This window comes from Variovorax soli NBRC 106424 (assembly GCF_001591385.1).
GTDB lineage: Bacteria > Pseudomonadota > Gammaproteobacteria > Burkholderiales > Burkholderiaceae_C > Variovorax > Variovorax soli.
This window is the reverse complement of the sequence record NZ_BCUU01000002.1, coordinates 46,982-71,157: the sequence shown is the minus strand read 5'-3', so window position 1 is coordinate 71,157 and position 24,176 is coordinate 46,982. Positions and strand designations below refer to the sequence as shown.

Annotated in this window: 24 protein-coding genes; 2 read left to right on the top strand and 22 right to left on the bottom strand. The window is 66.6% G+C overall.

The window, feature by feature from the left end; genetic code table 11:
• Window positions 1-30: 30 nt before the first annotated feature.
• Together hisF and VSO01S_RS01050 are read right to left on the bottom strand one after the other, a co-directional pair.
• Complete coding sequence (hisF, locus tag VSO01S_RS01055; RefSeq protein WP_068639949.1) at window positions 31-831, bottom strand: imidazole glycerol phosphate synthase subunit HisF; 801 nt, start codon at window positions 829-831, stop codon at window positions 31-33.
• A gap of 18 nt (window positions 832-849) precedes the next feature.
• Window positions 850-1,683 carry a D-hexose-6-phosphate mutarotase gene (locus VSO01S_RS01050; RefSeq protein ID WP_068639948.1) on the bottom strand — a complete coding sequence of 278 codons (834 nt, stop codon included), beginning with the start codon at window positions 1,681-1,683 and terminating at the stop codon, window positions 850-852.
• Window positions 1,684-1,850: 167 nt separating this feature from the next.
• Here VSO01S_RS01050 and VSO01S_RS01045 point away from each other — a divergent pair, with 167 nt between their 5' ends.
• A complete protein-coding gene (locus VSO01S_RS01045) occupies window positions 1,851-3,155 on the top strand; it encodes a dicarboxylate/amino acid:cation symporter (RefSeq protein ID WP_068639947.1) in 1,305 nt (434 codons plus the stop codon).
• Between the two features lie 16 nt (window positions 3,156-3,171).
• On the top strand, window positions 3,172-4,134 hold the full coding sequence (locus tag VSO01S_RS01040) for an amino acid ABC transporter substrate-binding protein (protein ID WP_084241605.1): 963 nt from the start codon (window positions 3,172-3,174) through the stop codon (window positions 4,132-4,134).
• A 40-nt stretch (window positions 4,135-4,174) separates the two neighbouring features.
• Here VSO01S_RS01040 and hisA read toward each other — a convergent pair whose 3' ends face one another.
• The 20 genes from hisA to VSO01S_RS00940 all read right to left on the bottom strand — a co-directional run bounded on the left by hisA (window position 4,175) and on the right by VSO01S_RS00940 (window position 24,158).
• The gene (hisA, locus tag VSO01S_RS01035) at window positions 4,175-4,915 is read right to left on the bottom strand and encodes a 1-(5-phosphoribosyl)-5-[(5-phosphoribosylamino)methylideneamino]imidazole-4-carboxamide isomerase (protein WP_068639946.1); all 741 of its coding nucleotides are present in this window, start codon (window positions 4,913-4,915) and stop codon (window positions 4,175-4,177) included.
• Between the two features lie 32 nt (window positions 4,916-4,947).
• Window positions 4,948-5,595: an imidazole glycerol phosphate synthase subunit HisH gene (gene hisH / locus VSO01S_RS01030; protein ID WP_068639945.1), complete on the bottom strand. Its 648-nt coding sequence runs from the start codon at window positions 5,593-5,595 to the stop codon at window positions 4,948-4,950.
• Between the two features lie 27 nt (window positions 5,596-5,622).
• Window positions 5,623-6,258, bottom strand: coding sequence for an imidazoleglycerol-phosphate dehydratase HisB (hisB, locus tag VSO01S_RS01025; protein WP_068639944.1), 636 nt, complete (start codon window positions 6,256-6,258; stop codon window positions 5,623-5,625).
• A complete protein-coding gene (hisC, locus tag VSO01S_RS01020) occupies window positions 6,255-7,343 on the bottom strand; it encodes a histidinol-phosphate transaminase (RefSeq protein WP_068639943.1) in 1,089 nt (362 codons plus the stop codon). The genes hisB and hisC overlap by 4 nt, the downstream gene beginning before the upstream one ends.
• A gap of 13 nt (window positions 7,344-7,356) precedes the next feature.
• Window positions 7,357-7,713 carry a hypothetical protein gene (locus VSO01S_RS01015; RefSeq protein WP_068639942.1) on the bottom strand — a complete coding sequence of 119 codons (357 nt, stop codon included), beginning with the start codon at window positions 7,711-7,713 and terminating at the stop codon, window positions 7,357-7,359.
• Between the two features lie 2 nt (window positions 7,714-7,715).
• On the bottom strand, window positions 7,716-9,035 hold the full coding sequence (hisD, locus tag VSO01S_RS01010; protein ID WP_068639941.1) for a histidinol dehydrogenase: 1,320 nt from the start codon (window positions 9,033-9,035) through the stop codon (window positions 7,716-7,718).
• Window positions 9,032-9,673, bottom strand: a complete 642-nt coding sequence (gene hisG, locus VSO01S_RS01005; protein WP_068639940.1) for an ATP phosphoribosyltransferase — start codon at window positions 9,671-9,673, stop codon at window positions 9,032-9,034. The genes hisD and hisG overlap by 4 nt, the downstream gene beginning before the upstream one ends.
• The gene (gene murA / locus VSO01S_RS01000; protein WP_068639939.1) at window positions 9,670-10,947 is read right to left on the bottom strand and encodes a UDP-N-acetylglucosamine 1-carboxyvinyltransferase; all 1,278 of its coding nucleotides are present in this window, start codon (window positions 10,945-10,947) and stop codon (window positions 9,670-9,672) included. Before murA ends, hisG begins: the two co-directional genes overlap by 4 nt.
• A 21-nt stretch (window positions 10,948-10,968) precedes the next feature.
• Complete coding sequence (locus tag VSO01S_RS00995; RefSeq protein ID WP_068639938.1) at window positions 10,969-11,211, bottom strand: BolA family protein; 243 nt, start codon at window positions 11,209-11,211, stop codon at window positions 10,969-10,971.
• Window positions 11,212-11,215: 4 nt separating this feature from the next.
• Entirely contained in the window at window positions 11,216-11,980 is a 765-nt protein-coding gene (locus tag VSO01S_RS00990; protein ID WP_068639937.1) for an ABC transporter permease, read from the bottom strand.
• Window positions 11,980-12,927 carry an ABC transporter ATP-binding protein gene (locus tag VSO01S_RS00985; protein WP_068639936.1) on the bottom strand — a complete coding sequence of 316 codons (948 nt, stop codon included), beginning with the start codon at window positions 12,925-12,927 and terminating at the stop codon, window positions 11,980-11,982. The genes VSO01S_RS00990 and VSO01S_RS00985 overlap by 1 nt, the downstream gene beginning before the upstream one ends.
• Before the next feature lie 63 nt (window positions 12,928-12,990).
• Entirely contained in the window at window positions 12,991-13,263 is a 273-nt protein-coding gene (locus VSO01S_RS00980; RefSeq protein ID WP_068640011.1) for an STAS domain-containing protein, read from the bottom strand.
• Between the two features lie 14 nt (window positions 13,264-13,277).
• Window positions 13,278-13,955: an MlaC/ttg2D family ABC transporter substrate-binding protein gene (locus VSO01S_RS00975; RefSeq protein WP_068639935.1), complete on the bottom strand. Its 678-nt coding sequence runs from the start codon at window positions 13,953-13,955 to the stop codon at window positions 13,278-13,280.
• 104 nt (window positions 13,956-14,059) lie between these two features.
• Complete coding sequence (locus tag VSO01S_RS00970) at window positions 14,060-14,776, bottom strand: MlaA family lipoprotein (RefSeq protein ID WP_068640010.1); 717 nt, start codon at window positions 14,774-14,776, stop codon at window positions 14,060-14,062.
• A 20-nt stretch (window positions 14,777-14,796) separates the two neighbouring features.
• A complete protein-coding gene (gene mlaD, locus VSO01S_RS00965) occupies window positions 14,797-15,285 on the bottom strand; it encodes an outer membrane lipid asymmetry maintenance protein MlaD (RefSeq protein ID WP_068639934.1) in 489 nt (162 codons plus the stop codon).
• A gap of 19 nt (window positions 15,286-15,304) precedes the next feature.
• Entirely contained in the window at window positions 15,305-16,087 is a 783-nt protein-coding gene (gene mlaE, locus VSO01S_RS00960) for a lipid asymmetry maintenance ABC transporter permease subunit MlaE (protein ID WP_068639933.1), read from the bottom strand.
• Window positions 16,084-16,911, bottom strand: coding sequence for an ABC transporter ATP-binding protein (locus tag VSO01S_RS00955; protein ID WP_068639932.1), 828 nt, complete (start codon window positions 16,909-16,911; stop codon window positions 16,084-16,086). Before VSO01S_RS00955 ends, mlaE begins: the two co-directional genes overlap by 4 nt.
• 98 nt (window positions 16,912-17,009) lie before the next feature.
• Window positions 17,010-18,488: a glutamate synthase subunit beta gene (locus VSO01S_RS00950; RefSeq protein ID WP_068639931.1), complete on the bottom strand. Its 1,479-nt coding sequence runs from the start codon at window positions 18,486-18,488 to the stop codon at window positions 17,010-17,012.
• A 44-nt stretch (window positions 18,489-18,532) separates the two neighbouring features.
• A complete protein-coding gene (locus tag VSO01S_RS00945; protein WP_068639930.1) occupies window positions 18,533-23,272 on the bottom strand; it encodes a glutamate synthase-related protein in 4,740 nt (1,579 codons plus the stop codon).
• 190 nt (window positions 23,273-23,462) lie between these two features.
• Complete coding sequence (locus VSO01S_RS00940; protein WP_068639929.1) at window positions 23,463-24,158, bottom strand: REP-associated tyrosine transposase; 696 nt, start codon at window positions 24,156-24,158, stop codon at window positions 23,463-23,465.
• Between the last annotated feature and the right edge of the window lie 18 nt (window positions 24,159-24,176).

The following is a 24,176-nucleotide window of genomic DNA, read 5'->3' as shown; positions in this document are numbered from 1 at the left end:
GGCATTGAGTCGCTGTAGATCATCAACACATCATCGCCGAACAGGGATTCCGCGCGCCGCCATGCAGTCTTTGGCCTGGCCCACGGTGTACTCGCCGTAGTGGAAGATGCTGGCTGCCAGCACCGCATCGGCGCCGCCCTGCTGGACGCCGTCAGCCAGATGGTCGAGATTGCCCACGCCGCCCGAGGCGATGACCGGCACGCTGACGGCATCGCTCACGGCCCGGGTCAGCGCCAGGTCGAAGCCGCTCTTGGTGCCGTCGCGGTCCATGCTGGTGAGCAGGATCTCGCCGGCGCCGCGCCGCGCCATTTCGACGGCCCATTGCACGGCGTCCAGCCCGGTGTTCTTGCGCCCGCCATGGCTGTAGACGTCCCATCCCGGTCCGACCGGCTGGCCGTCGGCGCCAGCGCGCTGCTCGTCCTGCGGCGTGCGGCGCTTGGCGTCGATGGCCACCACGATGCACTGGGCACCGTACTTGGCCGACGCGTCGGAAATCACCTGCGGATCGGCGATGGCGGCGGAATTGAAGCTGGTCTTGTCCGCGCCCGCATTGAGCAGCCGCCGCACGTCGGCCACCGTGCGCACGCCGCCGCCCACGGTGAGTGGAATGAAGACCTGCGAAGCCACCGCTTCGATGATGGGCAGGATCAGATCGCGCCCGTCGCTGGTGGCGGTGATGTCCAGGAAGGTCAGTTCGTCGGCGCCCTGCGCGTTGTAGCGCGCGGCAATCTCGACGGGATCGCCCGCGTCGCGCAGTTCGACGAAGTTGACGCCCTTGACGACGCGGCCGCCCGTGACGTCCAGGCAAGGAATGATTCGCTTGGCAAGCATGATGAGGAAAGAAAGAAACTAGGCCAGAGTCAGCTCTTGCCAACCCTTCCATTGGGCGCCGCCCTGCAGTTGGACCGGTTCGTCGATCCGCGCGGCTTCCACGCACAGCATATGGCGGTAACCATCGTCCGGCATGTCGGCCAGCTTGGCACTCAATTGTGCGCCAGGGTTCCAGACCACGGTTTCGGTGCAGCTCGCGCTCTGTTTGATGGCCAGCGTCGCCCCGGGTTGCACCAGGCGCAGGCCCTGGGCCGGCGACGTGTAGACGCTGTCGAATTCGCCGTCGAAGCGCAAGGCAGGCGCCATCTCCACATGGCGGTCGTCACGCACCGCATCCCAGCGGTTGGCGCCCTGCAAGCCCTCCAGCCGCACGTCGGCGATCTCGTCGACGCGCAGGTAGGTATGCAAGGCCGCGGCAAAGTTCCAGGGCGCCGAGCCGGTGTTGTCGACGGTCAGGGTCACGCGCAGTGTGCGCGGCTGCAGCGCCACCCGCAATTCGGCCCGGAAGGCGTGGGGCCAGAACGCGCGCGTCGCGTCGCCGTCATGCAGCACCAGGGCCAGTTCGCCGGCTGGGGCGTCGCGCTCTTCCAGCTGCCACGGCATGTTGCGCACGAAGCCGTGCTTGGGCAGCGGGCCGCGCTGGTTGAACTGCGGAAAGCAGATGGGCACCCCGCCCCGGATGGCGCTGTGCCCATCCATCATGGCCTGCGGGCTGAGGTAGATTCGCTCGTCGCCGCCGCTGACCCAGGACAGCACTTGCGCGCCGTGCCGAGCCACCACGACGGCGTCGCCTTCGGGCAGTGCGAGTCGAAACGCCGGCAGGCCGCGAAATTCGAGGGTTTGGATGGACATCCCTCGATTCTAGGGAGGCGCCGGACCCGCAATGAATGCGGCCGAACCGTTCCCTCGGGGGTTCGAGCGGCATTGCGGCAGCCGGAAAAATCGCATGAAATGCGATGGCCGCCCGAGAAGGGCGGGCGCGGCAATCGAGAGAAAGAACCAACATTTCAGAGGGGCACATGAGAAAACTTCCACCTGCGCTGTGGATCCTGATCGCCATGGTGATCGGCGTCATCCTGGGACACATGGTCCACGCCAGCTTTCCCGACCCGAAGGCCGCCAGTCAGATTGCCGGCTACATCTCGCTGGTCTCCGACGTGTTCCTGCGCCTGATCAAGATGCTGATCGGGCCGCTGGTGTTCTCCACACTGGTGGTGGGCATCGCGCACATGGGCGACGCCGCTTCGGTGGGCCGGGTGTTCGGCAAGTCGCTGGCCTGGTTCATCACCGCCTCCCTGGTCTCGCTGGTCCTCGGCCTGGTCATGGCCAACCTGCTGCAGCCCGGCGCCAACCTGGGCCTGCCGCTGCCGGACATCGGCACCTCGGCCAACCTGGCCACTTCCAAGTTCACGGTCAAGGATTTCGTCACCCACCTGGTGCCCAAATCCTTCGCCGAGGCCATGGCCAACAACGAGATCCTGCAGATCGTGGTGTTCTCCATGTTCTTCGGCGTGGCGCTGGCCTCGCTGGGGGAGAAGGCCCGCACGCTGATCAACGCCATCGACGAGCTCTCGCACGCCATGCTCAAGATCACCGGCTACGTGATGAAGCTCGCCCCCCTGGCGGTGATGGCCGCCATGGCTGCCACCGTGGCTGTCAACGGCCTGGGCATCCTGCTCAAGTTCGCCGTGTTCATGGGCGACTTCTACATCAGCCTCTTCCTGCTGTGGGGCGTGCTGGTGCTCGCCGGCTTCCTGTTCCTGGGCCGGCGGGTGTTCAAGCTGCTGGTGCTGATCAAGGAGGCCTTCCTGCTGTCCTTCGCCACCGCCAGTTCGGAGGCGGCCTATCCCAAGATCCTCGATGCGCTGGACCGCTTCGGCGTCAAGCGCAAGATCTCCAGCTTCGTGATGCCCATGGGCTATTCGTTCAACCTGGATGGTTCGATGATGTATTGCACCTTTGCCGTGCTCTTCATCGCGCAGGCCTACGACATCCACCTGTCGCTGGGCACCCAGGTCACCATGCTGCTGATCCTGATGCTCACCTCCAAGGGCATGGCGGGCGTACCGCGGGCCTCGCTGGTGGTGATCGCGGCCACGCTGAACCACTTCAACATTCCCGAAGCCGGCCTGCTGCTGATCCTGGGCGTGGACACCTTCCTCGACATGGGGCGCTCGGCCACCAACGCCGTGGGCAACTCCATCGCCACCGCCGTGGTCGCCAAATGGGAGGGCGAACTGATGCCGGAAGCCGATGCGGACGCCAATGCGCGCCAGCTCGACAAGGAAGCCTCGGCATCGCTGGCGCATCCGGCGCAGGGCTGATTCCGAGGGGGAACGAATGAACGCACTGGCGCACTCATTCCGGTCCGCCTGGCTGGGCCGCGCGGCGAGTGCGCTGCTGGCCGCCGTCCTGCAAGCGGGCGTACCCACCGCCCATGCGCAGGACGCGACGCCGCCCACCGTCGCCTCCGCCCCGGTCGAACTGTCCGGCACGCTGGCCAAGGTGCGCGCCAGCGGCACCATCGCGCTGGGCTACCGGCAATCGTCGGTGCCCTTTTCCTTCCTGTCGCCGCGGCAGGAGCCCATCGGCTATTCGGTCGAGCTGTGCAAGGCGCTGGTGTCTTCCATCGAGGATGCCATCAACAGGAGCCTGGCCATACGCTGGGTGCCGGTGACGGCCGCCTCCCGCATCGACGCGGTGGAAGGCGGCCAGATCGACCTGGAGTGCGGCTCGACCACCAACAACCTCGAGCGCCAGAAGCGCGTGGCCTTCTCGCCGACCATCTTCGTCTCGGGCACCCGGCTGATGGTGAAGAAGGGCTCTCCCGTGGCGTCCTTCCGCGACCTCGCCGGCAGGAAGGTGGCGGTCACGGCCGGCACCACCAACGAGAAGGCGCTGCAGGACCTGGACCGCCGCTTCAAGCTCGGCATGCAGATCGTCGTGTCGCCCGAGCATGCACAGTCCTTCGACCTGGTGGCCCGCGGGCAGGCCGACGCCTTCGCCACCGATGATGTGCTGCTGTACGGCCTGATCGCGCAGCGCGGCGCCAAGGCGGACTACGTCGTGCTCGGGGATGACCTGTCGTACGACCCGTACGGCATCGTGTTCCGCAAGAACGATCCGCAGCTGGCCAAGGTGGTGCGCGATGCCTTCCAGATCCTGGCCGAGGACGGCGAGATGGAGCGGCAGTACAAGCGCTGGTTCCTGCGCAAGCTGCCCACCGGCCAGAGCATCGATCTGCCGATGAGCGCGCAGCTCGCCAGCATCATCGAGGCCATGGCGGTCAAGCCGGCCGATTAGGGCAGTTGGCCGCCGCCGGCGCGTTCGGGCCAGGGCTGCGTCAGGCCGCGAGTTCGTCGGCGCGCAGCTGCGCCGCCGCAAAGTCGAGGTCGCCGGTGTAGATGGCGCGGCCGCAGATCACGCCTTCGACGCCGTCTTCCTCGACGGCGCACAGCTTCTCGATATCGGCCATGCCGGCCAGGCCGCCCGAGGCGATGACCGGAATGGTCAGCGCCTGCGCCAGGCGCACCGTGGCGTCGATGTTGATGCCCGAAAGCATGCCATCGCGGCCGATGTCGGTGTAGATGATCGACTCGACACCGTAGTCCTCGAACTTCTTGCCCAGGTCGGCCACCTCGTGGCCGGTGAGCTTGCTCCAGCCGTCGGTGGCCACCTTGCCATCCTTGGCATCCAGGCCCACGATGATGTGGCCGCCGAAGGCGCTGCACGCGTCCTTCAGGAACCCGGGGTTCTTCACCGCGGCGGTGCCGATGATCACGTAGCGCAGGCCGTCGTCGATGTAGCGCTCGATGGTGTCCAGGTCGCGGATGCCGCCACCCAGCTGCACGGGAATGTCGTCACCCACTTCGCGCAGGATGGCCTTGATGGCCGCATGGTTCTGCGGCTTGCCGGCAAAGGCACCGTTCAAGTCGACCAGGTGCAGGCGACGCGCACCGGCGTCCACCCACTTGCGCGCCATGGCCGCCGGGTCTTCGGAGAAGATGGTGGATTGGTCCATGTCGCCCTGCTTGAGGCGAACGCAGCGGCCGTCTTTGAGATCGATTGCGGGAATCAGCAGCATGGCAGGCGAGGAAATAGCTCCCGGTCAGGGGCTCAAGGGTTCCAGTGGAGAAAGTTTCGATAGAGCTGCAACCCGAAGTCCGCACTTTTCTCTGGGTGGAACTGGGTCGCAAAAATGTTATCGCGTGCCACGGCAGCGGTAAAGCGATCACCGTATTCGGCTTCGCCCACACTGTGGCGCGAATCCGTCGGACGCGCATAGAAGCTGTGCACGAAGTAGAACCAGGCCTGGTCGGGCACCTTGTCCCACAGCGCATGCGGCTGGGCCTGGCGCACCTGGTTCCAGCCCATCTGCGGCACCTTGTAGCGGCTGCCGTCGGGCTGCGTGCGGCCTTCGAGCTCGAACTTCATGACCCGTCCGGGAATGAGGCCCAGCCCCGCGGTATCACCCTCCTCGCTGTGGCTGAGCAGCATCTGCATGCCCACGCACACGCCGAACAGCGGCTTGCTGGCGGCGGCTTCGAGCACGGATTCGAGCAGGCCCGACTCGCGCAACTCGCGCATGCAATCGGGGATGGCGCCCTGCCCCGGCAGCACGACACGGGTGCAGTCGCGCACCACCTGTGGATCGGAGGTCACGAAAACCTGGACGCCGACCTCGTCGGCCGCGTGCTGGACGGCCTGGGACACGGAGCGCAGGTTGCCCATGCCGTAATCGACGACCGCAACGGTATTAGCCATGCGTACTGCTGCTAGCGAAGCAAAAGATCAGAGGGAGCCCTTGGTGGAGGGAATGACGCCTGCGGAACGCGGATCGAGTTCCAGCGCGGCGCGCAGGGCGCGCGCAAAGGCCTTGAAAACGGTTTCGCACTGGTGATGCGCATTGACGCCCTTGAGGTTGTCGATGTGCAGCGTGACGAAGGCGTGGTTCACAAAGCCCTGGAAGAACTCGTAGGTGAGCTGGCTGTCGAAGGTTCCGATCATGCCACTGGTGAAGGGCACGTCCATCACCAGGCCCGGACGGCCCGAAAAATCGATGACGACACGCGACAGCGCCTCGTCCAGCGGCACGTAGGCATGTCCGTAGCGGCGGATGCCCTTCTTGTCGCCCACCGCCTTGGCCACGGCCTGGCCCAGGGTGATGCCGACGTCTTCCACCGTGTGGTGGCCGTCGATGTGCAGGTCGCCCTTGCAGTCGATGAACAGGTCGATCAGCCCGTGGCGGGCGATCTGGTCGAGCATGTGGTCGAAGAAGCCGATGCCGGTGGACAGCTGCGCCTTGCCGGTGCCGTCGAGGTTGACGCGTACCTTGATCCTGGTTTCGGCCGTGTTGCGCTCGACCTCGGCCGTGCGCGCGCCGGTGGCGATGCTGGTGACTGCTTCGGGAGCCGTGGGGGTGTTCATAGTGACTGTTCGAGGGCTGCCAGCATCTGCTTGTTCTCTTCGGCCGTTCCGACCGTGAGGCGCAGGCAGTTGGCCAGCAATGGGTGCATTTTAGAAATGTTCTTGACGAGCACGCCGCGCGCCTTCATACCCTCGAAGGCCTTGCCGGCATCGGGAACGCGCACCAGGATCATGTTGGCCTGGCTGGGCCAGCTCTTCACGCCCGGCAGGCGCGCCAGCGCCGTGAAGATCCAGTCGCGCTGTTCGCGGATCTGCCGCGCCTGCTCGGCGAAGACCTGCTCGTGCTCCAGCGCAAACAGCGCGCACTCGCAGTTGAGCACGCTGATGTTGTAAGGCGGGCGCAGCTTGTCCACCTCGGCAATGATCGCTGCCGGCCCCATGAGGTAGCCCAGCCGGGCGCCGGCCAGGCCGAACTTGCTGAGCGTGCGCATGAGCAGAACATGCCCGTGGCGCTCGATCCGGTCGATATAACTGCGCGAGGCAAAGGGCTGGTAGGCCTCGTCGATGACCACCAGGCCGCCCTGCACGCGCTGCGCCTGGATGACGCGCTCGATGACGGCGTCGTCCCACAGGTTGGCCGTGGGATTGTTCGGGTAGGCCAGGTACACGATGGCCGGGCGCTCCTTGGCGATGGCGGCCAGCATGGCGGCCTCGTCGAGCTCGAAGTCGGCCGTGAGCGGCACGCCGACGAACTTCAGGCCCTGCAGCTGTGCGCTCATGGCATACATCACGAAGCCGGGCACAGGCGCCAGGATGCTCGCATCCGGCAGGTCGCAGGCCATGGCCAGGAGCGAGATGAGCTCGTCCGAGCCGTTGCCCAGCATCAGCCCGAAGCCCTCGGGCAGGCCCGCGTACTTGGCCAGGGCGCGTTGCAGGTCCGCCACGCGCTCGCCCGGATAGCGGTTGATGGCGACCGCGCCCAGCCGCTTGCCCAGCTCGGCCTGCAGTTCGGGCGGCAGGCCGAAGGGGTTCTCCATGGCGTCGAGCTTGACCATGCCGCGCGAATCCTGGACGGCGTAGGCATGCATGCCCTGGACGTCGGCGCGGATGCGTTGCAAAGGGGAAGCGGCAATGTCGGCAGTCATGTGTTCGGGAATTTCAGTGGGTGCAGCGGTAGCTGCTTTGCAGCGCGGCCTTCACGACGAGCTGCACGGGCATGTCGGCCTCGTACTGGTCCGCGTTCCGGCTGAGCTCGGCCTGGTAGAGCGAGCGGGCCATGGAGGGCTCCAGGCGCCGGCCGTCGACGCAGAAGATCGGCTTGCGCCCATCGCGAACCGCCGTGTCGCTGGCCTCGCGCAGGCCCTCCATCACGCCCACCAGGTAGTAGTTGGCGTAGGTTTTGCCGTCCTTCTCGTTGGCCTCCAGGACGCGCATCTCGCGGATGCTCATGGCCTGCGCGGCGCCGGCCAATGCAACGAACGCGAGCGCCAGGAAGGCGCGTACCTGCAGGCGCATGGCTACTTGCCCAGCCGCATGCGGGCGGCTTCGGCGTGCGCCTGCAGGCCCTCGCCTTCGGCCAGCGTGACGGCGATGGGGCCCAGCACCTGCGCGCCGGCCTGGCTCACCTCGATCAGGCTGCTGCGCTTCTGGAAGTCGTACACCCCCAGCGGGCTGGAGAAGCGCGCCGTACCGCTGGTGGGCAGCACGTGGTTCGGGCCGGCGCAGTAGTCGCCCAGGCTCTCGCTGGTGAACGCGCCCAGGAAGATCGCGCCGGCGTGGCGCAGCAGCGGCTCCCAGCGGCCCGGCTCGCGGCTGCTCACTTCGAGGTGCTCGGGCGCGATGCGGTTGCTGATCTCGCAGGCCTCTTCCATGCTCTTCGTCTGGATCAGCGCGCCCCGGCCGTTGAGCGAGGCGGCGATGATTTCCGCGCGCGGCATGGTGGGCAGCAGGCGGTCGATCTCGGCCTGCACCTGGTCGATGTAGGCGGCGTCGGGGCACAGCAGGATGCTCTGCGCCAGTTCATCGTGCTCGGCCTGGCTGAACAGGTCCATGGCCACCCACTCGGGCGGCGTGCTGCCGTCAGCCAGCACCAGGATCTCGCTGGGGCCGGCGATCATGTCGATGCCCACGGTGCCGAATACGCGGCGCTTGGCGGCGGCCACGTAGGCGTTGCCGGGGCCGGTGATCTTGTCGACCGCGGGAATGGTCGCGGTGCCGTAGGCCAGCGCGGCCACGGCCTGGGCGCCGCCGACGGTGAAGGCGCGCGTGACGCCAGCCACGTAGGCGGCGGCCAGCACCAGCGGGTTCTTCTCGCCACCGGGCGTGGGCACCACCATGATGATCTCGCCGACGCCGGCCACATGGGCCGGAATGGCGTTCATCAGCACGCTGGACGGATAGGCCGCCTTGCCGCCGGGCACGTAGATGCCCACGCGGTCCAGCGGCGTGACCTTCTGGCCCAGCAGCGTTCCGTCTTCGTCGCGGTAGCTCCAGCTTTCGCCGCTGGCCTTCTTCTGCGCCTCGTGGTAGCTGCGGACGCGGCGCGCGGCCGATTCGAGCGCGCCGCGCTGCGCGGCAGGCAGCGAATCGAAGGCGGCCTTGAGTTCGGCCTTGGTGAGTTCAAGCTCGGCCAGGGACTTCGCGCTCAGCCGGTCGAATCGGGTGGTGTACTCGAGCACCGCCGCGTCGCCGCGCTGCTGCACGTCGGCCAGGATGTCGGCCACCGTCTCCTCGATGGCCGCGTCCGCGTCCGCAGACCAATGCAGCCGCGCCTTGAAATCAGCCTCGAAGCTGGCGGAGGTCGTGGTCAGTCGGACGGGGGCGGCGTTGGTGCTCATTGAATTGGAATAGCGGAAGCGAAGGCGTCGATGATGTGGCGGATGGGCTCGCGCTTGAGCTTGAGCGCCGCCTGGTTCACCACCAGGCGGGCACTGATGTCCATGATGCGCTCCACCTCCACCAAATGGTTGGCGCGCAGCGTGTTGCCGGTGGACACCAGGTCGACGATGGCGTCGGCCAGGCCCGTGAGCGGCGCCAGTTCCATGCTGCCGTAGAGCTTGATCAGGTCCACGTGCACGCCCTTGCTGGCGAAGAACTCGCGCGCCAGCCCCACGTACTTGGTCGCCACCTTGAGGCGGGCGCCCTGGCGCACCGCGTTGGCATAGTCGTAGTCGGCACGCACCGCCACGCTCAGGCGGCAGGCCGCGATCTTCAGGTCCAGCGGCTGGTACAGGCCCTGGTTGCCGTGCTCGAGCAGCACGTCCAGGCCGGTCACACCCAGGTCGGCCCCGCCGTACTGCACGTAGGTGGGCACATCGGAAGCACGCACCAGCACCACGCGCACGTCGGGACGAGTGGTGGCCAGGATGAGCTTGCGCGACTTCTCCGGATCTTCCGTGACCTCGATGCCGGCCGCGGCCAGCAGCGGCATGGTCTCTTCGAAGATGCGGCCCTTCGACAGCGCGAGGGTGATCACGATGCGCCCCCCGTCACACGTTCGATGTCGGCTCCGATGCCGCGCAGCTTGCTTTCCATGCGGTCATATCCGCGGTCCAGGTGGTAGATGCGATCGACCAGGGTCTCGCCCTCGGCCACCAGGCCGGCGATGACCAGGCTGGCCGAGGCACGCAGGTCGGTGGCCATCACGGTGGCGCCCGACAATTGCGTGACGCCCTCGATCACCGCCACCTTGCCGTCGGTCTGGATGTTGGCACCCAGGCGCATCATTTCGTTCACATGCATGAAGCGGTTCTCGAAGATGGTCTCGGTCACCTTCGAGGTGCCTTCGGCAATGACGTTGAGCGCCATGAACTGCGCCTGCATGTCGGTCGGAAAGCCAGGGTATTCCGTGGTGCGGAAGCTCTGGGCCTTCAGCCGGCCGCTGGCGCGCACGCGAATGCCTTCTTCCACGGCATCCACTTCGGCGCCGGCTTCGCGCAGTTTCTCGATCACGGCGTCCAGGTGGTCGGCGCGGCCATGGCGCAGCAGGACGTCGCCGCCGGTGGCGGCCACGGCGCACAGGAAGGTGCCCGCCTCGATGCGGTCGGCCACCACGCGGTGCTCGCAGCCCATCAGGCGATCCACGCCCTGGATGCGGATGCGGCTGGTGCCGTGGCCTTCGATCTTCGCGCCCATGGCGATGAGCATCTCGGCCAGGTCGGTGATCTCGGGCTCCTGGGCAGCGTTTTCGAGCACCGTTTCGCCGTCGGCCAGCGCGGCGGCCATCAGGAAGTTCTCGGTGCCGGTGACCGTGACCATGTCGGTGGTGATCCGCGCGCCGTGCAGCCGCTTGAGGCCGGCCTGCAGCCGGGCCACCATGTAGCCGTGCTCCACGCTGATCTCGGCGCCCATGGCCTGCAGGCCCTTGATGTGCTGGTCCACCGGACGCGAGCCGATGGCGCAGCCGCCGGGCAGCGACACCTTGGCATGGCCGAAGCGCGCAACGAGCGGGCCCAGCGCCAGCACCGAGGCGCGCATGGTCTTCACCAGCTCGTACGGTGCCTCGGGGTTCGTCAGGTCGCGCGCATCCAGGCGCACCGTGCCGTTGTCGTCACGCTCGGCGGTGACGCCCATGTTGCGCACCAGCTTGAGCATGGTGGCCACGTCCTGCAGGCGCGGCACGTTGTGCAGCACCACCGGCTGGTCGGTGAGCAGGGCCGCGCAAAGCTCGGGCAAGGCGGCGTTCTTGGCGCCGGAAACGGGAACTTCGCCGCGGAGCTGGCGCCCGCCGCGAATCAGCAATTTGTCCATCTGCAGTCCAGAAAGTGAGGGCTAGCGCGGTTGGTTGGCCCACTCGGCCGGGGTGAAGGTCTTCATCGACAGGGCATGCACCTCGTCGGTATGCATTTTCTCACCGAGCGTCTTGTAGACCCGCTGATGCCGGGCGATGGGGCGCTTGCCCTCGAATTCGGCCGAGACGATGGTGGCGTACCAATGCCGGCCGTCGCCTTCCAGCGCGATGTGCTCGCAGGCCAGGCCTGCGGCGATGATGGATTTGAGTTCGTCGGCGGTCATGGGGTTAGCCTCGGATTTTGTAGCCGATGCGCAGCAGGTGCACTGCGAGGGCGCTGACTGCGAGCCACGCTCCGCCCACGATGCCCAGGCTCAGCCACGGCGAGGCATCGCTCACGCCGAAGAAGCCGTAGCGGAAGCCGTCGATCATGTAGAAGAACGGATTGAGGTGGCTCACCTTCTGCCAGAACGGCGGCAGTGAATGAATGGAATAGAACACGCCCGACAGGAAGGTCATGGGCATGATCAGGAAGTTCTGGAACACCGCCATCTGGTCGAATTTTTCCGACCACAACCCAGCGATGAGCCCCAGGGTGCCCAGCATGGCCGCCCCCAGGAAGGCGAACACCAGCACCCACAGCGGCTGCGTGAAGCCGGGCACGGCAAAAAACAGGCACACGATGAACACGCCCACGCCCACGGCGATGCCGCGCACGATGGACGAACCCACGTAGGCGAAGAACCAGCCCCAGTGCGACAGCGGCGTGAGCAGCACGAACACCAGGTTGCCCATGATCTTGCTCTGGATGAGCGAGGACGAGCTGTTGGCAAAGGCGTTCTGCAGCACGCTCATCATCACCAGGCCGGGGATGAGGAAGGCCGTGTAGCTGACGCTGCCGTAGACCTTGACGTGGTCTTCCAGCACATGGCCGAAGACCATGAGGTAGAGCACCGCGGTGAGCACCGGCGCGCCCACGGTCTGGAAGCCCACCTTCCAGAAGCGCAAGACTTCCTTGTAGAGCAGCGCACGCCACCCTGTCGCGGTGATCATCATCGCGCCACCTCCAAGGGAGTTTGCTCGCCAGCCATCAGGTCGATGAACACATCTTCCAGGTCGGCCTTGCGCATCTCGACGTCTTCCACCGCCAGGCCGGCCTGCCGGATGGCTGCCAGCAGCTGCTCCACTTCATGCGCGTTCTGCGCCGGCAACTGGACGATGCGGCCGGTGATGCGGGCATTGCGGGCAATTTCCCACGGCAGCTGGCCGTCGGTCTTGAAGCGCAGCACATTGCTTGCTGCCGAGCGCAGCAGTTCGCTGGTGCGGTCCAGCGCGATGACGCGGCCCTGCTTGAGCATGGCGATGCGGTTGCACAATGCCTCGGCCTCTTCCAGGTAGTGGGTGGTGAGCAGCACGGTGCTGCCCTGCTTGTTGAGCTTGGCGACGAACTGCCACAGGGTCTGGCGCAATTCGACGTCGACCCCGGCCGTGGGCTCGTCCAGCACGATCACCGGCGGCTTGTGGACCAGGGCCTGGGCCACCAGCACGCGGCGCTTCATGCCGCCCGAGAGCTGGCGCATGTTGGCGCTGGCCTTGTCGGCCAGGCCCAGGCTGGTGAGCAGCTCGTCGATCCAGTCGTCGTTGTTGCGAATGCCGAAGTAGCCGGACTGGATGCGCAGCGCCTCGCGCACGTTGAAGAACGGGTCGAACACCAGCTCCTGCGGCACCACGCCCAGCTGCCGGCGGGCCTGCGCGAACTGGCCCTGCACATCGAAGCCATTGACCTGCACGGCACCCGAAGTGGGACGCGACAGGCCGGCCAGGATGCTGATCAGCGTGGTCTTGCCCGCGCCGTTGGGCCCCAGCAGGCCGAAGAATTCGCCCTCCTGGATGTCGAAGCTGACGTCGTTCAAGGCCCTCAGGCCCGTCTTGCCTTGGGCCCGCTGCTGGCGCGAGGGGGGATAGGTCTTGGAGACCGACTGGAAGGAGATGGCGGGCATGGGAGCCCGGGATTTTACCGGGGCAGGTATTTCCCTCGCCCGCGCCGGCCGCAGCGCACAGGCTTAGGGAGCCGCCGGGAGCAGCGCTGCCACGCCGTAGAGGGCCCCAAGCTCCCGCAGTCGGGCAGGCAGGCCCTTGACGGCGAAGCCGCGCCCGAGCGCCGTGGCTTCGCGCCGGCATTCGAGCAGCACCGCCAGCGCCGAGGAGTCGAATTGATCCAGCGCGCTGGCGTCCACCACCGTGGACGAGCCGTTGTGGCCGGCAATGCCTTCCTGCAGCATTCGCACGCAGGCGGGCGCCTCTTCGTGGGTCAACCGGGGCGGCAGGACCAGCATCATGGCCGCGCCGATCAGCTCTTGGTGCCGTTGGCCCCGGCCTTGCTGCGCGCTTCGAGGGTGGCGATCAGGCCGTCGATGCCCTTGGCGTTGATTTCCTGCGTGAACTGGCTGCGGTAGGTATCGACCAGCCAGATGCCCATCACGTTCAGGTTGTAGATCTTCCAGCCGCCAGCCTCGCCCGGCGTCTTTTCGAGGCGGTAGTCCAGCTGCACCGGCTCGCCGCTGCCGCGCACCTCCGTGCGCACCAGCACTTCCTTGTCATCGACGGAGCCGCGGAAGGGCTTGACCGTGACTTCCTGGTCGGTCACCTGGTCGAGGGCGCCGGCATAGGTGCGCACCAGCAGCATCTTGAAGCCGTCCTGCAGGCGCTTTTGCTGCTCGGGCGTGGCTTCGCGCCATTTCGGGCCGACCGCCGAGGCGGTCATGCGCTGGAAGTTGACGTTGGGCATGACCTTGGTGTCGACCAGTTGCATGATCTTCTGGATGTCACCGGCCTTGATCGACTTGTCGGTCTTGAGCGACTGCAGCATATCGACCGTCAGGCGCTTGACCAGCGCGTCGGGTGCCTCGTCCGCCGCACGCGCCAGCGGCGCCAGGCCAATGGCCGCGCCCACCAGCAACGCGCCGGCCATGAGCACGCGGGCAAAACCACGGCGTTGGAGAAGAGCGGTCGTTGACTGTTTGTTCATGATGTGAAAGTCCCTTATTCGAAGCATCGCACGATATTCCGGTGCCCATTGGGGTCGCGATCGTGCGTCAGGTTCCCGCGGCGCTGTAGGCGCAAGCCTTGCCGCTAGGGTTCGTCGGGCGGGTTGCCGTCGTAGACGTCGTTGCGCCGGCGCTGCAAATACACGTCGCGCGTGAGGGTGTAGCGGTCCAGCGCGGCGTCGCGCAGCAGGCGATCCACCGGCAGCAGCTGGGCCCGCGCATCGACCAGGCGCATGGCATACAGCGTGTTGCGCACGGGGATGTCGCCCACGTTCGAGATCAGGCCGCCGTAATAATCCACCGGCAGGGCTGCCGTGTCGCGCACCGTGGAAGGCCCGAGGATGGGCAGCACCAGATAGGGGCCGGGGCCGACGCCGTAGCGGCCCAGGGTCTGGCCGAAGTCTTCGCGGTGGCGCTCCAGCCCGGCTTCGGAAGCGACGTCCAGCAGGCCGCCCAAGCCGAAGAAGGTGTTGACGTTCACCCGCATGAAGGTCTGCGCACTGCGCTCGCCGCGCAGCTGCATCACGCTGTTGGCAAAGCTCCAGACGTCCACCAGGTTGTTGAAGAAGTTGGTGACGCCGGTGCGCACCAGCTGCGGCACCGCGGTTTCGTAGGCCACGGCCACCGGGCGCATGACGGCGTTGTCGACCGCGTCGTTGAACCGGGTGACACCGCGGTTCAAGGGCTCCAGCGGATCGACCGGGTTGGCCTGGGGCCCCGTGGCACAGCCGCCCAGGCAGGCGGCAGCGACTGCAGCGGCCACCAGCCGGCGCGCCCGGGTGCTGCGGGCACGGGTCGCCATCGAGCGAATCGAGATGAACGTCATTTCTTGTTGTTGCCCCCCGCAGGTTGGCTGCCTTCGGCGGCCTTGCTGTAGAGGAACTGGCTGATCAGGTTTTCCAGCACCACGGCGGACTGAGTGGCGCTGATGCGGTCGCCCGCCTGCAGATTCTTCTCGTCGGCACCGGCTTCGATGCCGATGTACTGCTCGCCGAGCAGGCCGCTGGTCAGGATCTTCAGGGAGCTGTCCTTGGGGAAACTGTAACGGCTTTGCAATGCCAGCGTTACATCCGCCTGAAAACTCTTGTCGTCGAAAGTGATGGATTCGACACGCCCGACCACCACGCCGGCACTCTTGACCGCCGTCTGGGGCTTCAGGCCGCCGATGTTGTCGAAGCGGGCGGTCACCTTGTAGGTGCTCTGGAAGCTCAGGTTGAGCAGGTTGGCCGACTGCAGCGCGAGAAACAACAAGGCCGCCGCGCCGATCAGCACGAACAAACCCACCCACACATCATTCTTCGAGCGTTGCATTTTCTCGATTCCCTTCAACTCATATGCTGAACATCATGGCTGTGAGCACGAAGTCCAGCCCCAGTACAGCGAGCGACGCCATGACCACCGTGCGCGTCGTGGCGCGCGAAACGCCTTCCGGCGTGGGCTGCGCCTCGTAACCCTGCAGCAGCGCAACGAAGGTGACGGTGAATCCGAACACCAGGCTCTTGATGACGCCATTGCCCACGTCCCGCCACACATCCACCCCGCCCTGCATCTGGCCCCAGAAGGCGCCGGAATCCACGCCCAGCATGACCACGCCGACCACGTAGCCGCCAATGACGCCGACGGCACTGAACACCGCCGCGAGCAAGGGCATGGTGATGACGCCCGCCCAGAAGCGCGGCGCGAGGATGCGCTGAACCGGATCGACCGCCATCATTTCCATGGCGCTCAATTGCTCGCCCGCCTTCATCAGGCCGATCTCGGCCGTGAGCGAGGTGCCGGCGCGGCCCGCGAACAGCAGGGCCGCGACAACCGGACCCAGTTCGCGCACGAGGCTCAGGGCCACCAGCAGCCCCAGCGCATCAGCCGATCCGTAGCGCTGCAGGGTGTAATAGCCCTGCAGGCCCAGTACGAAACCGACGAACAGGCCGGACACCGCGATGATCGCCAACGAATAGTTGCCCAGAAAATGGATCTGGTCGCGCACCAGCGCGAAGCGGCGCAGGCTGCTGCCGGCATGGGCCAGCAGCCGCACGAACAGCTGGGCGCCCCAGCCGATGTCTGCCAGCTTGGAGCGCACGGCAAAGCCGACGTCGGAAGGCCGCCACCAGCTCATTCGCGGCCTCCGCTGGCAGGACCGAAATCGTCCGCGACGCTGACGCCGGGGTAATGGAAATGCACCGGCCCCTCCGACAGCGCATTGACGAACTGATGCACCAGCGGATCGTCGCTCTGGCGCACCTGCGCCGGCGGCCCTTCGGCCGCCACCTTTCCATTGGCCAGGATCACCACATGGTCGGCAATGCCGAAGGTTTCCTCCAGGTCGTGCGAGACCACGATGCTCGTGAGGCCCAGGGAATCGTTCAGGCGGCGAATGAGTTGCGCCGCCGTGCCCAGCGAGATGGGATCGAGGCCGGCAAACGGTTCGTCGTACATCACCAGCTCCGGGTCGAGCGCAATGGCGCGGGCCAGCGCCACCCGGCGGGCCATGCCGCCGGACACTTCGCTGGGCATGAGGTCGCGCGCGCCGCGCAGGCCCACGGCCTCGAGCTTCATCAGCACGATGTCGCGCACCAGCGCCTCGGGCAACTGGGTGTGCTCGCGCAGCGGAAAGGCCACGTTGTCGAACACGCTCATGTCGGTGAACAGCGCACCAAACTGGAACAGCATGCCCATGCGCCTGCGCGCCTGGTAGAGCTGCGCCCGGTCGAGGCCGGCGACGTCCTGGCCGTCGAACAGCACGGATCCGCGCCTGGCGCGAAGCTGCCCGCCGATGAGGCGCAGGGTGGTGGTCTTGCCACCGCCCGAGGCGCCCATGATGGCCGTGACCTTGCCGCGCGGCACCCGGAAGGACACGCCGTCCAGGATGGCGCGCGACTCGTATCCGAAGACGAGATCGCGGAATTCGACGAGTGAGTGGGTGGTGGCCAGATCGGTCATCGTGCAAAAAAGAGAGCCGGGTCTCCCGACAAGGGAATCCCGGCTCTGCGGTCGCGCGATGATAAAGGATGGTGCTTCCGGGCACCTTCCTTCGCAACTCAGCGCGGCAGGTCGCTGTAGCCCATCAGGAATTCGTCCACGGCGCGCGCAGCCTGGCGGCCTTCGCGGATCGCCCAGACCACGAGCGACTGGCCGCGGCGCATGTCGCCGGCGGCAAAGACCTTCGGCACGTTGGTGGCATAGCCGCCGATGAAGTCGACCGATGCCTTGGCGTTGCCGCGGGCATCCTTCTCGACGCCGAAGGCTTCCAGCACCGGCGACACCGGGCTGACGAAGCCCATCGCCAGCAGCACGAGGTCGGCCTTGAGCACCTGCTCGCTGCCCGGCACCTCGATCATCTTGCCGTCCTTCCATTCGACGCGAACGGTCTTCAGGCCGGTGACCTTGCCCTTCTCGCCGATGAACTCCTTGGTCGAGATGGCGAATTCGCGCTCGCAGCCTTCTTCGTGGCTGGAGCTGGTGCGCAGCTTGATCGGCCAGTAGGGCCAGGTCAGCGGGCGGTTTTCCTCTTCGGGCGGCTGGGGCATCAGCTCGAACTGGGTCACGCTCACCGCGCCGTGGCGGTTGCTGGTGCCCACGCAGTCGGAACCGGTGTCGCCACCGCCGATCACGATGACGTGCTTGCCGTCCGCGCGGATCTGACCCTTGACCTTGTCACCGGCGTTGACGCGGTTCTGCTGCGGCAGGAACTCCATGGCGAAATGGATGCCGTCCAGGTCGCGGCCGGGCACGGGCAGGTCGCGCGACTGCTCGGCACCGCCGGTGAGCACCACCGCATCGAATTCCTTCTGCAACTGCTCGGGAGTGACGGTCTCCTTGGCCAGGTTGGTCACCTTGGAGCCCTTGCCCAGCGCATCCTTGGCAGCGCCCACCATGACGCCGGTGCGGAACACCACGCCTTCGGCCTTCATCTGCTCCACGCGGCGGTCGATGTGCGACTTCTCCATCTTGAAGTCGGGGATGCCGTAGCGCAGCAGGCCGCCGATGCGGTCGTTCTTCTCGAACAGGGTCACGTCGTGGCCCACGCGTGCCAGTTGCTGGGCCGCCGCCATGCCGGCCGGGCCGGAGCCCACCACGGCGACCTTCTTGCCGGTCTTGTGCTTGGCCACGCGCGGCGCGACCCAGCCTTCGTCCCAGGCGCGGTCGATGATGGCGTGCTCCAGCGACTTGATGCCCACCGCGTCGTCGTTCACGTTGAGCACGCAGGCTGCCTCGCAGGGCGCGGGGCAGATGCGGCCGGTGAACTCCGGGAAGTTGTTGGTGGAGTCGAGCACGGCGAAGGCGCTCTGCCAGTCGCTGCGATAGACCAGGTCGTTGAAGTCCGGAATGATGTTGTTGACCGGGCAGCCGCTGTTGCAGAACGGCGTGCCGCAGTCCATGCAGCGCGCGCCCTGGATCTTGGCCTGCGCGGCATCGAGGCCGACGACGAATTCCTTGTAGTGCTTGACGCGCTCGTCCACGGGCTTGTAGCCCTCTTCGATGCGCTCATGCTCCATGAAGCCGGTGATCTTTCCCATCGTGAGTCCTTGTATTTCTGCTATGTGCTTCTCGCCGCCTGCGCTCAGACCTTGGCCGGCGCGCGGGTGGCGTGCGGCTCCAGGCCCGCGTGGGCGTTGTTGCCGGCGCTGCTGGCCTCGACTTCGCGGTCGTGCATCTCGGACAGGGCACGCTTGTACTCGTTGGGGAACACCTTCACGAAGCGCGTGCGCGCGGTGGCCCAGTGGTCCAGCAGGTCGCGGGCGCGCTTGCTGCCGGTCCAGCGGTGGTGGTCTTCCAGCAGCTTGCGCAGCAGGGCTTCGTCGGTCTGGCCGCCGTGCCACAGGCCGCGCTTGACGCTGGCCGTCTGCTCGGCCGACGTGAGCACCTTGTCCAGCGACACCATGGCCATGTTGCAGCGGGACGCGAACTCGCCGTCCTCGTCGTAGACGAAGGCCACGCCGCCGCTCATGCCGGCGGCGAAGTTGCGGCCGGTCTTGCCCAGCACCGCAACGGTACCGCCGGTCATGTATTCGCAGCCGTGGTCGCCGGTGCCTTCCACCACCGCGGTGGCACCCGACAGGCGCACCGCGAAGCGCTCGCCCGCCACGCCGCACAGGAAGGCTTCACCCGTGGTGGCACCGTACAGCGCGGTGTTGCCCACGATGATGTTCTTGGCCGCTTCGCCGCGGAAGTCCAGGCTGGGGCGAACCACCACGCGGCCGCCCGACAGGCCCTTGCCGGTGTAGTCGTTCGCGTCGCCGATCAGGTACAGCGTGATGCCGCGCTGCAGGAAGGCGCCGAAGGACTGGCCGCCCGTGCCTTCCAGCTGGATGCGGATGGAATCGTCCGGCAGACCCTGCGGATGCACCTTGGTCAGCGCGCCCGAGAGCATGGCGCCCACCGAGCGGTTGACGTTGCGCGCCACCTCGATGAACTGCACCTTCTCGCCCTTGTCGATGGCGGGGCGCGACTTCTCGATGAGCCGCACGTCCAGGCTCTTTTCCAGGCCGTGGTCCTGCGAGTCGACATGGAAGCGCGGCACGTCGGCCGGCACCTGCGGCTGGGCGAACAGGCGGCTGAAGTCCAGGCCGCGCGCCTTCCAGTGTTCGATGCCCTTGCGCATGTCCAGCAGGTCGGAGCGGCCGATCAGGTCGTCGAACTTGCGCACGCCCAGCTGGGCCATGATCTGGCGCACTTCTTCCGCCACGAAGAAGAAGTAATTCACCACGTGCTCGGGCTTGCCCGAGAACTTCTTGCGCAGCACCGGGTCCTGCGTGGCCACGCCCACCGGGCAGGTGTTCAGGTGGCACTTGCGCATCATGATGCAGCCCTCGACCACCAGCGGCGCGGTGGCGAAGCCGAATTCGTCGGCGCCCAGCAGCGCGCCGATGGCAACGTCGCGGCCGGTCTTCATCTGACCGTCGGCCTGCACGCGGATGCGGCCGCGCAGGCGGTTGAGCACCAGCGTCTGCTGCGTCTCGGCCAGGCCGATTTCCCATGGGCTGCCGGCATGCTTGATCGACGACCAGGGCGATGCGCCCGTGCCGCCGTCATGGCCTGCGATCACCACGTGGTCGCTCTTGCACTTGGCCACGCCCGCGGCGATGGTGCCCACGCCCACTTCGCTCACCAGCTTCACGCTGATGGACGAATGCGGCGCCACGTTCTTCAGGTCGTGGATCAGCTGCGCCAGGTCCTCGATCGAGTAGATGTCGTGGTGCGGCGGCGGGCTGATGAGGCCCACGCCCGGCACCGAGTAGCGCAGGAATCCGATGTAGTTGGACACCTTGCCGCCCGGCAGCTGGCCGCCCTCGCCCGGCTTGGCGCCCTGAGCCATCTTGATCTGGATCTGGTCGGCCGAGGCCAGGTACTCGGCCGTGACGCCGAAGCGGCCCGACGCCACCTGCTTGATGCGCGAGCGCAGCGAGTCGCCGTCCTTCAGCGGCAGGTCGACCTCGACGTTCTCGGCGCCGATCACGCTCTTGAGCGTGTCGCCCTGCTTGATCGGGATGCCCTTGAGCTCGTTGCGGTAGCGCATCGGGTCTTCGCCGCCCTCGCCCGTGTTGCTCTTGCCGCCGATGCGGTTCATGGCAATGGCCAGCGTCGAGTGCGCCTCGGTGCTGATGGAACCCAGCGACATGGCGCCGGTGGCGAAGCGCTTCACGATCTCGGCTGCCGGCTCGACCTCGTCCACCGGGATGGCCTTGGTCGGGTCGAACTTGAACTCGAACAGGCCGCGCAGCGTGAGGTGGCGGCGGCTCTGGTCGTTGATGATCTGCGCGTACTCCTTGTACGTGCTGAAGTTGTTGGCGCGCGTGCTGTGCTGCAGCTTGGCGATGGCGTCGGGCGTCCACATGTGCTCTTCGCCGCGGGTGCGCCAGGCGTATTCGCCGCCGGCGTCCAGCATATTCGACAGCACCGGGTCGTCGCCGAAGGCGGCCTTGTGCATGCGGATGGCTTCCTGCGCGATCTCGAACACGCCGATGCCTTCCACGCGGCTGGCGGTGCCGGTGAAGTACTTGGCCACCGTTTCGCTGTTCAGGCCGATGGCCTCGAACAGCTGGGCGCCGCAGTAGCTCATGTAGGTGGACACGCCCATCTTCGACATGATCTTGGACAGGCCCTTGCCGATCGCCTTCACGTAGTTGTAGATGGCCTTGTCGGCGGAGAGGTCGCCGGGCAGGTCCTCGTGCATGGCGGCCAGGGTTTCCATGGCCAGGTAGGGATGCACGGCTTCGGCGCCGTAGCCGGCCAGCACGCCGAAGTGGTGCACTTCGCGTGCCGAGCCGGTTTCCACCACCAGGCCGGCCGTCGTGCGCAGGCCTTCGCGCACCAGGAACTGGTGCACCGCAGACAGCGCCAGCAGCGCCGGAATGGCCACCTGCGTGGCGCTCACCCCGCGGTCGCTCACCACCAGGATGTTGTGGCCGCCCTTGATGGCGTCCACCGCCTCGGCGCACAGCGAGGCCAGCTTGGCTTCCACGCCTTCGTCACCCCATGCCAGCGGATAGGTGATGTCGAGCGTGTAGCTCTTGAACTTGCCCTGCGTGTACTTGCCGATGTCGCGGATCTTGGCCATGTCGGCGAAGTCCAGGATCGGCTGGCTCAGCTCGAGCCGCATCGGCGGGTTGACCTGGTTGATGTCCAGCAGGTTGGGCTTGGGGCCCACGAAGGACACCAGCGACATCACGATCGCTTCGCGGATCGGGTCGATCGGCGGGTTGGTCACCTGCGCGAACAGCTGCTTGAAGTAGTTGAACAGCGGCTTGTTCTTGCTGGAGAGCACGGCCAGCGGGCTGTCGTTGCCCATCGAGCCGATGCCTTCCTCGCCGGCCTGCGCCATCGGGCTCATCAGGAACTTGATGTCTTCCTGGGTGTAGCCGAAGGCCTGCTGCAGGTCGAGCAGCTTGACATCCGACTGGGGCGCCGGGGCGGCTTCGCCCTGTACGCTGTCGAGCTTGATGCGCAGGTTCTCGATCCACTGCTTGTAGGGCTTGCTGTTGGCCAGCGTCGCCTTGACTTCCTCGTCGTCGATCATGCGGCCCTGTTCCAGGTCGATGAGGAACATCTTGCCGGGCTGCAGGCGCCACTTGCGCACGATCTTCTGCTCTGGCACGGGCAGCACGCCCGATTCGGAGGCCATGATGACCAGGTCGTCGTCGGTCACGCAGTAGCGCGAGGGGCGCAGGCCGTTGCGGTCCAGCGTGGCGCCGATCTGGCGGCCGTCGGTGAACACGATCGAGGCCGGGCCGTCCCAGGGCTCGAGCATGGCGGCGTGGTATTCATAGAACGCGCGGCGGCGCGGATCCATGGTGGCGTGCTGCTCCCAGGGCTCCGGAATCATCATCATCACGGCCTGGCTGATGGGGTAGCCGGCCATCGTCAGCAGCTCGAGGCAGTTGTCGAAGGTGGCGGTGTCGGACTGGCCGGCGAAGCTGATCGGGTACAGCTTGGCCAGGTCGGCGCCCAGCACCGGCGAGCTCATCACGCCTTCGCGCGCCTTCATCCAGTTGTAGTTGCCCTTGACCGTGTTGATTTCGCCGTTGTGGGCGACGTAGCGGTACGGGTGGGCCAGCGGCCACTCGGGGAAGGTGTTGGTCGAGAAGCGCTGGTGCACCAGGCCCAGCGCCGAGACGCAGCGCTTGTCCTGCAGGTCGAGGTAGTAGGTGCCGACCTGGTCGGCCAGCAGCAGACCCTTGTAGACCACCGTGCGGCTCGACATCGAGGGAACGTAGTATTCCTTGCTGTGCTTGAGCTTCAGGCGCTGGATGTTGGCGCTGGCGGTCTTGCGGATGACGTAGAGCTTGCGCTCCAGCGCGTCCTGCACGATCACGTCGGTGCCGCGGCCGATGAAGACCTGGCGCAGGATCGGCTCCTTCTCGCGCACCGTGGGCGACATGGGCATGTCGCGGTTCACCGGCACGTCGCGCCAGCCCAGCAGCACCTGGCCCTCGGCCTTGATCGCGCGCTCCATTTCCTGCTCGCAGGCCAGGCGCGAGGCGTGTTCCTTGGGCAGGAAGATCATGCCCACGCCGTATTCGCCCAGCGGCGGCAGCGCGACGCCCTGCTTGGCCATTTCGTCTCGGTAGAGCGCGTCGGGCAGCTGGATCAGGATGCCGGCGCCGTCGCCCATCAGCTTGTCGGCACCCACGGCGCCGCGATGGTCGAGGTTTTCAAGGATCTTGAGCGCCTGCTGGACGATGTTGTGGCTCTTCTCGCCCTTGATGTGGGCGACGAAGCCGACGCCGCAGGCGTCATGCTCGTCCGCGGCCGAATAGAGGCCGTGTTCTTGAAGGTGTTGGATTTCGGCAGCCGTCGTCATGGCGCACTCCTTGAGGGACAGTTTTTTCGCAGGGATCGCAAGGATATTGCGTTGCACAAACAATGCCAAATACTTTATTAGGGGTCAGATTCCATTTAATTTTTGACTTCTCTTGTCGGAAATTAATTGGGGACACATTAAATGGAGGCGCATCAAGCCCTTTCGACCAGCGCCAGAATGCGCACCAACGCTAGGGGTTTTCGGCCCGCGGGCGACGGCCGGGACGGCCCTTGACCAGGCGCCTGTCCGTGCTCGCCTGCAACGCCTGGACAAAGTCCGCGTCGCCGGCGGCCCAGCCGCGCAAGGTGGAGTCGGTCAGCAGTTGGACGTCGGCCTGCGCGACGCCGGCCCGCACCAGGTCGGAATAGGCCGCTTCGCGCGCGAAGGGCGTGTTGCCCAGCGACCAGTACAGCGCGTGGGGCGTGATGATCCTGTCGGAGCGCAGCCCCGCGTAGTGGCCGTGGCTGGACCACGGGAAATCGCGCGCATCGGCCACCATGCCGGCACGCACCGGGTTCAGGTCGATGTAGGCCATGCAGGCTAGGAAGTACCGGTCCGTCTGGATCAGCGTGGACCGGTAGCGCCCCTCCCACAGCGTGCCGCTGCGGCCATGCCGGTCGTTGAAGTAGCGCACGTACCGGCGCCCCACCGCCTGCATCCACTGCGGAAGGCCGGTGTCCGTGCTCGGCGTGGCGAGCAGGTGGAAGTGGTTGTCCATCAGCACATAGGCGTGCAGCGCCACCTGCAGGCGGGCCGCATGCTCGCCGATGAGCGACAGCAGCATCTCCCGGTCCTGCCGGTCGACGAAGATGTCCTGCCGGTTGTTGCCACGCTGGATCACGTGGTGGGGCTGGCCCGGCAAGGTCAGGCGCGGAAGACGTGCCATGGCGGTGCGGCGTGTGAC